We start from the raw sequence: 13983 nt of genomic DNA, 5'->3' as shown, positions 1-13983 counted from the left end.
GAAAACATGTCAAACCCTCAAGAAATAAAAACCGACGAAAATACAGGCCAGGCAGGCTTTAAACCAGCTGAAGCCAAAACCATAGAAAAAACATCACTTAAAGATAACCTCGAAAAACTGGCCCGTGTTGGCGGTTTCGATCTGTTGGAAGCCACTGTTGATGGCCTGCAGAATTTAAACCCTGAACGTAAAGCCCGTAAACAGATCTTCTTAACAGGTGATGAGAAAAAGAAAGAACGCGAAGAGTTGAAAAAGAAAATCCAGCTTTGGATCGATGTACTTGAATCTTCTACTTCAGTTGCCGATATGGTAGAAAAAAGTACCCAAAAGCTAAATGCGGCAGAAGAAAACCTGAATAAAAACATTGGTACCGCATTAGAAAGTACAAGAGAACTGGAGCAGGCATACCGTTCGGTACATTTATTTTATAAAAATACCGAATCTGACAAACTTAAAAATGTGGTGCTGTTAAATGCATCAATGGATCAGATCAAAGATCTCGATAATCCACGTTTTATCGAATATGTAGATGATGAGCTAAAACAGAATTATGACCGTTTGGATCTCCGCAATAACTACTCGCTGATGGTTGTGCCTGGCTATATGGGCTCCAATAAAGTGTTGGAGAGATGGGGTAAAATTGCGCATAACAACAAAGCCATGCTGGTAACCGATTTTGCCGATCTTGATCAGCCGGATGATGTACTTGATTTATTTACCGCAGCAAACTTTACCGGAGGCGATGCATTCAGATCGAACGTAATCATGACCTGTAACTGGTTGGTTGGCCGGGGTAAAGTTGCAGAAGTGGGCGAGGAAGACGATTTAACCGTGCCCGGATCAGCAGCACTTGCAGGTAAAATGTATTACACCTTAATGTCGCAGGTTACTGCAGGTAAAAAACATGGCGCTATAAACGAGGTAGATGGTGTAAAATTCGATTTAAAGAAAAGTGAAATCTCCCATTTAGAAAGAGTAGGTTTGGTGCCAATGGTTAACGAATACGGTAAAGTAATGGCTTTCTCTGCCAAAACCTTATTTAATGGCGATAACATTGGTTTACAAACTTATTCGGTTGTACGCGTATTCGATTATATTACCAAAGTATTATTCGATTTCCTGAACAGAAGGGCTTTCGAAAACTGGACTTCTAAAACGGAACAGGACCTTCGTGGCCAGATTGTTAAATTCTTGGATGGTATCCAGGGTGCCGACCGCTTAATCGAACGATTTAAAATTATGCGTTTCGAAAGAGATGAACAACAAAAAGACAGGATCCACCTGGATATCCATATCACACCATATTTCCCGGCTAAAAGTTTTGTGGTAAAACTGGATGGACACAAAGGTGAAGATGAAAATACCACATGGAGTTCAGAATATAATCAGCAATAGTTTTTGATAGCTGAAAATAAAAACCCAACCCCAGCGTTGGGTTTTTTTATGGGTTATGCATAACACTTAACAAATTCTTTATAATTTTGTAATGCATCGGCCAGATCAGATTAATCAAAAAAAATGAAGCAAGTACTTCTCCTCAATGGGGATATTGAAAAAAACGCATCTACAAATTTCCTGATTAATGCCTACAAGCAAGGGGCAGAAAGTGTTGGCGCTACCGTTAGAGAGTTGGCCATTATCGATCTGATATTTAATTCGAACAAGCTGTTTAACAACAGACAGATTGCCGATTTGGAGCCCGACCTGCAGAAAGCGTTAACTGCCATTAGGCAGAGTAACCATGTGGTGCTTTTTTGTCCGGTATATGTTGATCATATTCCTGCAAAAGTTAAAGGGTTTTTCGATCGTCTTTTTATGCCCGATCAGATCTTTACGACCCAGCAGCAGAATGTAAACAACAATTTTAGCGGTCGGTCGGCCAGGATTGTATCAATCTTGGATGAGGCAACTTTTAAAGAGTGGAAAGCTAATAAGAAAACCACTTATTTATCCATAAAAAAAATAGTGTTCGAAAAATGTAAGATGAGCCCTGTATTAACCAATACCATTGGCGAACTGCATTCGCTCGAGAACCATTATAGCCAAAAATGGCTAACCAAAATGGAAAAATTCGGCTCACAGCTCATCTAAAATTTCATCATTTATGTCGCCATGTGTCATACAGACCATCAGATTATTTTTTTACAATTATCATAAATCGGTTTATCTTTCTGAGCCTAACTTCTTTTTAGCCACAGATAAACACGGATTTTTTTAGCTGTGTACATCCTTTCCGTCTGTGGTTAATATTTATTTCTGCGGTGTGTGTGTCTTAGCAGATCATTATATTTACTTTATCAGTGCACTTGTCCTAAAACACAACACTTTGTGTACAATCGCTACGATTTTGTAGTGCAACCACTTACTGTAATGTATTTGTAACACTAAAGATAAATCTGCTTTTCCACATTTTTTCCACAAAAAGACGTTGTATAACTGCGTTTTTAGGCGGTAGATACATGTGTCGTTTTTTTGAATGGCGGTTATCACCTATCAATAAGCTATATAGATCATGTTTGGCCTGATATTTGGGAGTCTTGGCACAGTAGCGGAGGCTACGTAAATCAAATTTTTAACCTTTAAATTTTAAAACTATGGCTTTCAAAGCTAGATTAAATTTTTCAGGCAAGGAGTACGATGTGCTTCATTGTGCCTATGCGTTAAACCGTGATGTAGATGCTAAGGGAAGACCCTCTTCCGGAGTTTACGGCGGTACCATCGACATTGAGATCGAATCAACCGAAGACACCTCAATAATCGAGGCGATGGTAAACAACCAGTACAAACCTATTACAGGAACGCTTCTGATCAAAAAAACAGAAGAAGATGCCAAAATGAAAGAAGTTAATTTCGAGGATGGCTACATTGTTAAATATTCCGAAGGGATAAACATTGTGGGCGATCACCCGATGACGCTCAAATTCCAGATTTCAGCCAGAAAGCTTAAATTAGGCAACGCCGAGCACCTTAACGACTGGCCAAAAGCCTAGAGAAAGGTTGAAGGTAAAAAGGTAGAGGGTGTAAGGTTTAGGGCATGAGGTAAATAAATGCCAACGCCATGCGCTCCACGCCAACCGCCAACCGCAATTCATTCATTTCAAAACATTTAAACTTACTACAATGGCATTTAAAACCCGTTTAAACTTAGGATCAAAAGAATTTGATGTACTACAGTGCAGCTTTTCATTAAATAGAGATGTTGATGCAAAAGGGCGTCCATCTTCAGGTGTTTATGGTGGTACTATCCACATCGAAATCGAATCAACCGAAGATACTTCAGTGATCGAATCGATGGTTAACAACCAGTACAAGCCGCTTTCAGGAACATTGGTTTTCAAGAAAGGCGAAGAAGATGCAAAAATGAAAGAACTGTCTTTCGAAGACGGTTACATCATCCAGTATAACGAGGGTATTGCGGTAAACGACAATACACCTATGACATTAAGTTTTGTCGTATCGGCCCGTAAGCTAAAGCTGGGCAATGCAGAACACGAAAACGATTGGCCTAAAGCTTAGTCATTACTAAACATATAGTAATTAAAGTGTCCCGATTTTCCGGGACGCTTTAATCCTTTGCTATTTTCATCACCCTACATTTACCTATCATCCAATCATCCAAAAAAATAACATGGCTTTTTGATGCATATATTAATTTACAAAGCCAGCTCAAAAATTAATGCTCAATTATGTCTAACCATTCCAAACATGTTGCAGTAAAAAACGATTACTATTCAGGTAAAATGTTTGGTTCGGCATCAACACACAATATTCATCTGAACATACGGTTTGCAGAAAATGGATCCATTTTTAATATAAGGGCATATGCATACCCCGCATTTGGCTTAGGGTAATTGTTGTGATCAAGATAAATTAATATGGAAAAGAAACTCATTGCTGAAATCAATATAGAGGATAAGGAAATTACACATTTTGCTTCTTTTATCCTTCAACAGGCTTTTAACGAACATCACTATTTTGAACTGCGTTTTAACCACGACCAGATGGGGGCGCCGGGGCTGATCAGTTTAGATGATAGCCGCGATTTTGTGGGTAAAACCTTAACTGCTTCTTTTGGCCATTCGGCAGAAGGTATGCAGAATTTTGTAGGCCTGGTTTCTAAAGTTGAACTATCACAAAGTCATGGTTACCATGGTGTTTTAATTGTAAGTGGGTATAGCCCAACTATTTTAATCGATCGTGGACCTGATTTGGGTTCATACTTAGATAAAGACCTGAATGAGATCGTGAAATTGGCAACTAAGGATACGCCTGCCAATGATTTAAAAGTGGTGGCCAATGCCGCAAGAAATACATCAATCGATTATATAATCCAATACCGTGAAAGCGATTTTGCTTTTTTGAACCGCCTTTCGGCCGAGTACCACGAATGGCTTTTTTACGATGGCAAACAGCTTAATTTTGGAAAACCCAATACACAAAAGGAAATAGCCCTATTTTATGGCAGAGATGTTCAGGAAATGCAGTATGCAATGGAAATTGCACCGATAAAAAATAAACGGTTCTCCTATAATCCGAAGCAGAACGAAATGTTGCTGAGCGAAAGTACAGGTAAGGTAGATGGTACACCCGATTTATCTCATGCTGTAAAAGCTTCTAATCTTACTTTTAGTAAAACCTTCAACCAACCTTCATTAATCAGGGTAGATAATAATAACGATATTAAAAACCTGGTAGAAAATGAAGAGAAAGCCAATACAAGTGAGCTTTTAAAAGTAACAGCCAGGGGTGATAATGCAGGTTTAAGCATAGGCAGTATTGCCGAAATTACAATGAGCCTTCGTAAAGAACTTGCTTTTACATCCGAAAGTCTGGGTAAATTTCTTATTACCAGTATTACACATTATATAGACGAAAACGGCAAATACCACAATACTTTTGAAGGAAAAGTATCCACAACTGAACGTTTACTGGTAAAGAACTTCGAAAAACCACAACCGGATATGCAACTGGCAGATGTGATTGATAATAACGATCCACAAGGCCAGGGGCGTATTAAGGTTAAATTTAAGTGGGAGTGTTTAACAAACGACGTTACCGAATGGCTACGTGTAGTTACGCCAAGTGCCGGTGTTGGCGATAGGGGTAATAACCGTGGATATTTCGCCATACCAGAAATCGATGATCAGGTAATGATTGCGTTTGAAGAAGGTAATATAGCAAGGCCGGTAGTAATGGGAAGTGTTTACCACAGCGCTAGTGTGGATAGTAGCCCTTTAATTAAAAACCACCTTAAAAGTATCATTACCAGAAGCGGACATTTAATAGAATTTGATGATAATCAGGATACACAGGGCATTAAAATTACCGATATCCACAGCAATATTATCCATATCGATACCAAAGGCAATAATATCACCATTACCGCTTTGGAGAACATGACTTTAAACTGTAAGAACATGCAGATTAATGTGGAGGAAAATATGGACGTAAAAGTGGGTAAAAACATTTCAGAAAGTGCTGGTGAGAATATTACCTCAAGTGCCAACGAAGACATTACACAAACCGCCGGAAAAGATATCAATATCAGCGCCACTGGAGATATGAAAGAATCAGCAAATAATAAAACTGAAATGGTAGAAAAAGCATACATGAGAAGTGCGCAGGAATCAACTCAGTATGCTGAAAAGGTAACTATTTTTAGCACTAAAGAAAACATGCTGTTGGAGAGTTCTGAAAAAACGGTAGAGATTAACAGTGCAGAAAAATCAAATCTTTTTTGATATGGCCATTAAGAAAACTGCTAAAAACCTGATCATTACGATTACTGATCAATATGTTTCCACTTCGCAAACAGCATTTGAAACTGCTGAAAAGGTAGAGATTGTTGCCTTAGGAGAAAATTTGGTTTTAGCTTCTAACAAAAAAATTAATATCACCGGTAAATAAGCAGGCTATGGCAAATGTAGTGTTTAAGAAGCCGAGGTTTGTAGTACCAGAGGCAACAAAAGATAAAACTATAGTTGATTTGGTGATGATGGTTGCAGGTACCACCGACCCTATAAATACTAAAGGATTAAAACACGAGGCAAATACAACTTATTGGGATGGCAAAGATAAAGACGGCAATGCCAGTCTTGTAAATTTTTGGGCAAAAGTAAAAGAATTAAAACCTCAATTCCACAACTTACACATAGAAGGAAAATTTTTTAGCTGGTCTGGCGATAATGATACCCAGGAGCGAAACTTAGCTGCAGATCGTTTATTGGATTTGATCAAAAGAGAATATCCGGGTTTTAAAAGAAAGGAAGTACACCTACATTTAATAGGGCATTCGCACGGTGGCAATGTTATTAATCAGTTTACTAATTTAATTACAACAGAAAAGGGTAAAGCATTTCCAGAGTTGTGGAAAATAAAAAGTATTACTTATCTTTCTACCCCCTTTTTTCAAAATAAGCACCAGTTAAACCATGCTAAACTACATCCTGCCTGCAAAATTATCAATGTACATAACGGGTATGATTTAACACAACAGTTTGTCGCGGATTTTTCATTAATCAATCTCGAAGTTCTGATCCGGAATTTGAATAAAGGTAATTTTGATAAAGCATTAAAAAGGATAAAAGCTGTAGATTTTACAACCTTTGATGTATTAAGCGATTTATATATTAAGGATGATACTGAAGGACCTAGTTTGTGGAGAAATATGGCCATCCTTTTAGATGGGATTAAATTGTTGATAAGTGCAGTAATAGATTATATTTTAAGTATCAAAACTGAAAGATTCAAAGTTGAAAAAAAACAGTTTTTAGACTTATTGAATAGGATTTTAAATTGGGCTACAACAGCCCAAACAGTATTTTCAACAAATCAAAGTAGAAGAAGAGGTGGCTATGGAAGATCTGAATTTTTTACCGATTTAAATTTATTGGTAGGGCTGAGACTTTTTAACGAAATTTTAGCGATAAAAACAGGTGAGAGTGACAGCTATTTACTTGGCATTTTAGAAACTTTATTTAAAGAAAATTCCGGAATAACAGATAGTATTGAGCAAACTGGTTGGAACCCCAAAAAGCAGACTAAAGGTCTTGAAATAATTGATGTTCCTATTACTGATTCCGATAAATACAACAGCAGAAAGAAAAAAGCAAATTTTGATGCTTTTTTAACACCCCTCCAATCAGCATTGCAAGCCAAGAAATTAAGAGAAGTTTTGATGCGTTTATTGAGCCAGTTTATAACGGGCAATCAGGTTAAAGATATTCAAGACAAAATCGGTAAGCTAGAATATGTTGTTTCTGGAGAAAGTGATACCCAGTTAAAGTTACTTAGGAAAACACATCTTCAAATTTATCGCAATTTGGTAACCAGGTATCATGCAGATCTGGTTGCTCCTCAAGATTTAAATACCGGCCTAATGGAAAGACCCGGTGGCATACCTTATTTAGCCACCATATCCCATAGTTTAAGTCATAGTCAATTTTGGGATAAAGCAAAAAATGGATTAAAAAGTGCATTTGGTTCAGGAATAAATCCGGGTTATAAAGGGAAATAATATGGAAGTTAAAAAGAAGAGTCTTTGGGTAGGTATTGCACTCATTGTTATTGCAGTTGGCGTTATTTTTCCTATTGAAAAAACAGACTTTTTAGATGATTTGGTTTATACTTTTTCAACCTTACTAATTGGACTATTGGTAATCATTTACGCAATATCAGGGGCGAATTTTTTAAAAGTTATAGGCTTCTTATTAGGAAGTATTTTAATAAGCATGCTCTTCTGGTTTTTGTTTGAACGGGGTGGATGGGGCGCATCAATTGCAGTTATTTGGGGCGGGATTCCTTCAGGTCTCATCTCGGGCATTTTATTTTTAATTGGTAACTATTATTTAAAATTGGGTGAAAAGAAAGACTATAAATACCTTAAACAATTGTTACTCTATTTCTTTATGCTGTTAATAGTTTGTGTATTATTCAGATACGGAGGTGATTGGTATTATGATGTTTTTCAAAGCTAAATGTATATTAAAGTAGGATCGGTAATTCCTTATAAAATAGATTGAAACAGTTAAAATGGACATTTCAAATAAAACAATATATTATTCAGGCTTAAACGCTCTTCGTTTAGATTGGCCCGCAGAACTATCTGTAAAATATGGTGTTTTAATTATTTTTAATGAGGGTGAAGAAGATAGCAACGAAGTGAAATACGAAGTGCGTGTTACCAGGTTAAAGCCAGGTAAAGAGGGACAACCTCTATTTCAAGTTGAGCGGATCAGTGATGTTTTTGTTAATGAAATCTTGCCTGATCTGGTTGCAGATCGTCTGGCTTATGCTGCAGGAAAAGTATTTTATCCTTTGGTAATTACTGTTGATCAGAATGGTGGTTTTCAAAGTATTTACAATCACCAGGAAATATTAAAAAGATGGCAATCTGTTAAAAAGAAGGTGCAGGATAATTTTGAAGGCGACCTTGTAGAAAGTTATATAGCGCGGATGGAAAAACAGCTAGCCAACGCGGATAGTATAAACCTGGCATTTTTAAATAACGATTGGTTTATCCACACTTTTTTTAAACAGATTTATAAAGAATATGGGCAGAACCATGAAACGGAATCCATATACAAATTTCCGATTGCCAGAGGCTTTAACGTAGAGGGTTATGTAACGCAGGAGAAATTAGCTGCCCAATCCAATAGTTTTGGAGCAGTAGAATTGATTCATGATGGTACTATTATGCCTTTGGAAGATGAATTATATATCACAAACAGGGCTACTGGTAATTATGAGGGATATTATCTTTTACATCCGAAATTTAAGCGGATCATATCTATAGTTTCTGATTTCAGTTACGGAGCACAGGAAAAGGCAAAAGTGAAGGTTAAAATTGCATTGATTCCCGAAAATGACCAGGAGTTTGATCACGATTTCGAATTAGATACCAATGTTAAAGTTTTGCCTGTGACAGAAATGGTGGTACTTGATGGCCCGTCAAAAAAAGGATTTTGGGATCGTTTACTAAATAATTAAGGCAATGGCAGAGAAACATATTGTAGTTCAGGGGGCACAGTGTATGTGCAAATTTGGATCGGCGCCCGATAAACTCAAAGTGCTAACGCATACCAAAGAATATGCAAACGATAAAGATGGAAGCCAAAAATCCATAGCAACCACGATGGATATCGGCCCAACTTTTGAAAAGAACATGTTTGGATCCTGCTCAAAAATGTACAATAAACCCTGTAATGCAGTGGTAACCAAATGGTCGGGTTTTTATGAAGATACCATCCTTACAAACGGAGGTAAAATTTTGCTCGAAGATAGCAAAGCTACCTGCCCTATCGGAGGCACTGATTGCATTGAGATTGTTCAACATGGCCAAAAAGCAGAAGCCTCAAAACAAAACTTTAATAACGCAAATAAAGACGTACAATCACAGCTTAATCCCATGTCAGAATCTTTAGATGAATCTGCAAATAATTTTAACGGTGTGGAAGCGAGTGTTAAAGCATAACGTATGGCAAAGGGAATAAAGAAAATTGTTTGGACCGGCGAAGGTAAAGTATACAATGCCAATAAAGGATCTATACCCGGTCAGTTAGTGGTAGTAGCTCCCGATCAATATGTTTGGTTTAAAATAGGAGAATGGCAGCCTGGTACTACCGAACAAGATAGAAAGAAAGATATAAAATGGGCCGTTTTTAACGAGAAAAGCGTGATAGATCTTCAGAAAACAATACCCAGCAATTTTAGCTATGGTTACCGCATACCCAAAAAATTATGTGGACCATACCTGTGGTACATTGAAGCAACATGGAGCGGGAATTTTGATAGTAAATCAGGCTTAAAGATCAGGGGCGAATCGCCTGCAAAAATAGTAGACAGCAGGTGGACTCAAAATGAAGGAGGCGCAGATGTGCGCAAAACTTACCAGTTTTCGTACGGAGAACTCATCTGGCTCAGGCTCTTTACCGAAGGATTAAATGGTTATGATAATGTGGAGGTGAGGGTATTCAGAAAATTGAGATCAGCATTAGGGCTATGGCCAAAAGATGATGAAGAAACCCGCAAAATTTATCGGGTAAGTGTAACTAATGGCGAAATTAACCTAAAAATTCCCAATACGTATTCATGGTACCAATCTATGAATGATAGAGCTGATGTTGAAGAATTTTATGTGCGTGTGGTGCATCCCGTAACGGGTAAATACATTGAAGATACAGGTGGTAAGGGTGATACTGCCCATGCTAGGTTTTTAAGGATAAAAGATAAACTTAAATCGCAGGTAGTAGACATACCCGAAAACAGAACACCTGTTACCATTTACCAGCCCGATAAAAACGAGGCAAGATTTGAGCTATGCAAGTTTGAACAAATTAATATAACAGAAGAAGGAGGTAAACCCGAACTCGTTTTCGATAATGGAAGTGGAGTTAAAAATGTTATCGATAAACGGGAAAAAACCTTAGAGTCTATTATTTTTAAATTTGATAGTACGGAACTTTTGCCCGAAAGCCTTAAGCAGCTTAATAATATATTACGGTTCTTGCTCGAACATCGATACAGCACCATTCAACTCGATGGTTTTGCTTGTGTAATCGGTAAGCAGAACCATAACAATGTATTATCAGAAAACAGGGCAAAAACAGTAAGAGAATTTTTTATCAAAGGAAAATTAGATCCCAATCGGATCAAAACAGTCGGACACGGAGAGGTAAATCCCACAGACGATAAAAAAGGGCGTGATAATATTAAATATAGAAATGAGGCAGACTATCAGAATAACCGTAGGGTAGACGTTGCTTTTGAGTATTACGGACATAATGCACAAACCATTATTTATGAGACTATAGTTGGCAATAAACCAAAAGATATTACCGTGGAACCCGTAAAATTCGAGACCAAAGCCTGTTTTGACCGTAAAAAGCACAATAAAACCATCAAATTAATCAACATTGATGTAAAAGCTGAGCATGAGGGCAAAATTACAGTTCCGGCAGTATCAACAATGAGTAAATTTAATGTTATCCCATTAAATTACATTTGGCCCAGGCGTAGTGGTTTAATGAATAATTACTTGGTCCACATTCATACCTGTAGATACTTTTCAGTTCCAAATAATCCTACCCTTGCCATCCATGTTTATTCCGATATCAAATGGACGGTAGAATTTAAATGGTCGCACACGCAGTCTTTCGCGTATTCTTATGGCAATAAATTATACGGTTACGAATTAAAAAATGCCCAAAATAAAGCTATTGGTGCGGTAATAGATGCAGAATGGTCTAAAAAGTACGGTGAAATGGCACAAAAGTTCGAGCTTTCATTAACCGGAGAGTGGACCTCGGCAAATGGCAGTAAACAAAAAGTAGAGTTTGGTAAGGAGTGGGAAGAACGTATTGCTAAAACCCTGCGTATTTTTAATAAAATCAAACAGCTGGCCGATGATGTAGTTCAATCACCAGTGGCAAAAGGGAAATGGAGCTTTGAGGTAAAACCGCCTGTTATTGCTTTTTCGGCACAATGGTACCTCCAAAAAACAAATGGTAGGGTTGGTGAAATTGTAGAGATCGGTGCTGATACCAAACCGCTTGTTGAAGCCAATACTTTTATCGATCTGTTCAAGATTTTTGTGGAGTATGGTGGAAATGCCATTTGTCCCGGTGCCGGAACAGTAATTAACTGGGTACTCGAAAAACTTGAAAAAAATGTCCAGATCACATTTTTAGTAACTTTTGGTGGGGCAATCAATATTAATGGCCAAACCAAAATAAATGTTCTCTTTCCCAAAGAAACCACTGGCAATGTTAAAGTTACAGGTGAAATAAAGGTTTCTGTAGAGTTTAAGGCATTGGCTAAAGCCGGCACGGCGAATATGGGTGTTGAAGGTGTGTTAACAGCCGATGTTAAAACAAGCGTAACCGGCGGTATTGAGGTAGGTGCCGATAAAACCGGGATCTATGCCAGTCCAATCGCGTCATTTGCCGGTATTAAAGCTAAATTTGTTGCGGCTACAACAGTAAAATTCGGTTTTATTAAAAGAACATTCAGCTACGAAGGCGAGTCTGTTATAGTAAAACCAGATGAGATAAAATTCGAAAAAAATTATATTTAATACTATGAAAATAAAATTATTGTCATTCACTTTATTACTAGTGATTTTAACATCTGCCTGTAAAAAAGAGGTTATAGATATTGCGCAGTTAACTTTCAATAAACCATTGGATATTGATTTAAACAGTTATGCTTCTCGGGTGGAAAACCAGAATGGACATATCGAAGTTTCAGATGGTGGTTTTAAAACAGTTGATAAGGGCGAAAAAGTTGTTAAATATTCTTTCGATGAAAAGGAAAGCGCCAATCTTAAATTCGATGGTGCAGCAATTAGCCCTTCATTTGGGGCAGTTATTACCACCTATAACAACCTATTATCGTTTGCAACATTTACCGTTAATGCAGAGCAGACGGCTGGCAGTATACAATATCTCAAGAAAAAATTCGGGAAACCTGATAGTGCCTCGGTAAACAATATCATGGCCGAAGCGCTAAGTGCCAAAACCAAGGCAATGCTTAAAGAAAGCTTTCCCGAATATTATAAAGAGTATAAAAATGATTTCAATAGTATGGTTGTTGATTATCCACAGGTAACTTCATGGGTGAAAAATGATGTCCTATATCGGTTAACACTAGATCCGGTAAATAATAGTTTAAACTTTAAACTCGATATTATTACTAAAAAAGCATTTGAAGACGCCGTAATTATGGGGTATCATAAAAATATTGACAATCCTTTTAAATAACCGAGTAAGGCATGATAAAAGAACCCTATTATTTAGTTGACTTCAATGTCTCTCTTGCAAATTTCGATATATTGATCAATGATGTGCTGGCCTTTTCATATGATAGCGGGGGGAGCATTTACTCAAATTACCCCATAAATCATTTTATACTGAACAGTGGGGCGCAGCAGGTTAAAGTGAGGTTTAAGCCCTTGGCAGATTCGAAAACGATACATCAGGATGCAGAAGCTATTATTAAAATACAATACCTTGACGCTTCAACAATGGATAAGGAGCAGCTTAAAACTGTATATGAATATAAAATGCAGCAGGCTAAAGATGGTAAATTGCCCCTTTTAGAGTCTATCGGAGAATTTAAGGCAGAGGTACCTTATCAATTAATAGGCTGGACCAATGCTGGCATTATCGATGTTGAAAATGAAGCTGCCATCGAGAAGGTACACAACTATTACCGTCGGATTTATACACTTTTTAAAGATCGGGATGTGAATCTGCTTGCATCGCTCTTAAAAAAAAGGTACGAAGAAACAGATGCATCTATGTACCTGGAAGAAGATAATATTGCCGGACTGAACAGTATTTTCAAAATGCTTGATGCTGAGGGTTATGTGATACAGGATTTTCCGGAAGTGCCAAGGGTAGAGTTTTACGCAAAAAATAGGGTGGTAAACTTAATCAGGGAGAATAAATCTCCGATTATTTCTTATTTAAAAACGGAAGAAAACGAAGAATTTGGTTTCCCTTTTTACATACACCTGCCAAAAGGCAATAATGGGTTTGAAATTATCCGCTAGACGCACAATTGCCAGGAATAAAAATTATGAGCGGAATACTGTTTAGTCGAAATTGTATTTTAAGCTGTAGTGCTCAAACTAAAGATCAAGAAAAAAATCATTGGAAATTGGTCTGGTAATATGAAAGATCTTAAAACGGGGGCATATGTTGAAAAATGTAAAAACCGGTATTTCTTATTTCTGGATGGAGACCCTTACAGGTAAAGCGATGTCTGTTGAGTTAACGGCCTTAAACGGGAGAAATGAAGCAGCTAAAAACTGGATCGCTTTCCGTGCTTTCGATGAGTATAAAAATTAGTAATTGTCCGAAATTACGTTTCAAAAAGTAATACCATGCCCTAAAATGCTACAGTATTTTAAGCTATTGTATGTAGTAAAAATGATACGTTTCATGATTTCAAAAAAAATACATTTTTTTTCTTGGCAAAAAT

At 37.3% G+C, this 13983-nt stretch carries 14 protein-coding genes; all 14 read left to right on the top strand.

Annotated elements, in window-relative coordinates; all coding sequences use genetic code 11:
• The first annotated feature begins 6 nt into the window (after window positions 1-6).
• Window positions 7-1395 (top strand): DUF5458 family protein, encoded by a 1389-nt coding sequence (locus AC07VK_RS15290; protein WP_492961534.1) that lies wholly within the window; start codon window positions 7-9, stop codon window positions 1393-1395.
• Window positions 1396-1518: 123 nt separating this feature from the next.
• Entirely contained in the window at window positions 1519-2091 is a 573-nt protein-coding gene (locus AC07VK_RS15285) for an NAD(P)H-dependent oxidoreductase (RefSeq protein ID WP_492961532.1), read from the top strand.
• A gap of 503 nt (window positions 2092-2594) precedes the next feature.
• A complete protein-coding gene (gene tssD / locus AC07VK_RS15280) occupies window positions 2595-2990 on the top strand; it encodes a type VI secretion system tube protein TssD (protein WP_025141859.1) in 396 nt (131 codons plus the stop codon).
• A gap of 130 nt (window positions 2991-3120) precedes the next feature.
• Complete coding sequence (gene tssD / locus AC07VK_RS15275; protein ID WP_025141860.1) at window positions 3121-3516, top strand: type VI secretion system tube protein TssD; 396 nt, start codon at window positions 3121-3123, stop codon at window positions 3514-3516.
• A 359-nt stretch (window positions 3517-3875) separates the two neighbouring features.
• Window positions 3876-5741 (top strand): type VI secretion system Vgr family protein, encoded by a 1866-nt coding sequence (locus tag AC07VK_RS15270; RefSeq protein ID WP_492961530.1) that lies wholly within the window; start codon window positions 3876-3878, stop codon window positions 5739-5741.
• A 1-nt stretch (window position 5742) separates the two neighbouring features.
• Window positions 5743-5907, top strand: a complete 165-nt coding sequence (locus tag AC07VK_RS15265; protein ID WP_492956193.1) for a hypothetical protein — start codon at window positions 5743-5745, stop codon at window positions 5905-5907.
• Window positions 5908-6229: 322 nt separating this feature from the next.
• Window positions 6230-7516, top strand: a complete 1287-nt coding sequence (locus AC07VK_RS15260) for a hypothetical protein (RefSeq protein ID WP_492961528.1) — start codon at window positions 6230-6232, stop codon at window positions 7514-7516.
• A gap of 1 nt (window position 7517) precedes the next feature.
• The gene (locus AC07VK_RS15255) at window positions 7518-7976 is read left to right on the top strand and encodes a hypothetical protein (RefSeq protein ID WP_492961526.1); all 459 of its coding nucleotides are present in this window, start codon (window positions 7518-7520) and stop codon (window positions 7974-7976) included.
• A 55-nt stretch (window positions 7977-8031) separates the two neighbouring features.
• The gene (locus tag AC07VK_RS15250) at window positions 8032-8988 is read left to right on the top strand and encodes a hypothetical protein (protein ID WP_492961524.1); all 957 of its coding nucleotides are present in this window, start codon (window positions 8032-8034) and stop codon (window positions 8986-8988) included.
• 4 nt (window positions 8989-8992) lie between these two features.
• Window positions 8993-9472 carry a DUF4280 domain-containing protein gene (locus AC07VK_RS15245; protein WP_057935167.1) on the top strand — a complete coding sequence of 160 codons (480 nt, stop codon included), beginning with the start codon at window positions 8993-8995 and terminating at the stop codon, window positions 9470-9472.
• Window positions 9473-9475: 3 nt separating this feature from the next.
• A complete protein-coding gene (locus AC07VK_RS15240) occupies window positions 9476-12073 on the top strand; it encodes an OmpA family protein (RefSeq protein WP_492961522.1) in 2598 nt (865 codons plus the stop codon).
• 4 nt (window positions 12074-12077) lie between these two features.
• Entirely contained in the window at window positions 12078-12758 is a 681-nt protein-coding gene (locus tag AC07VK_RS15235; RefSeq protein WP_492961520.1) for a hypothetical protein, read from the top strand.
• An 11-nt stretch (window positions 12759-12769) separates the two neighbouring features.
• The gene (locus AC07VK_RS15230; RefSeq protein WP_492961518.1) at window positions 12770-13552 is read left to right on the top strand and encodes a hypothetical protein; all 783 of its coding nucleotides are present in this window, start codon (window positions 12770-12772) and stop codon (window positions 13550-13552) included.
• Window positions 13553-13697: 145 nt separating this feature from the next.
• Complete coding sequence (locus AC07VK_RS15225) at window positions 13698-13850, top strand: hypothetical protein (protein WP_492961516.1); 153 nt, start codon at window positions 13698-13700, stop codon at window positions 13848-13850.
• The last annotated feature ends 133 nt before the right edge of the window (window positions 13851-13983 follow it).

This window comes from Pedobacter sp. GW821-FHT01D05 (assembly GCF_059422505.1).
This window is presented reverse-complemented; position numbering and strand designations above follow the sequence as displayed.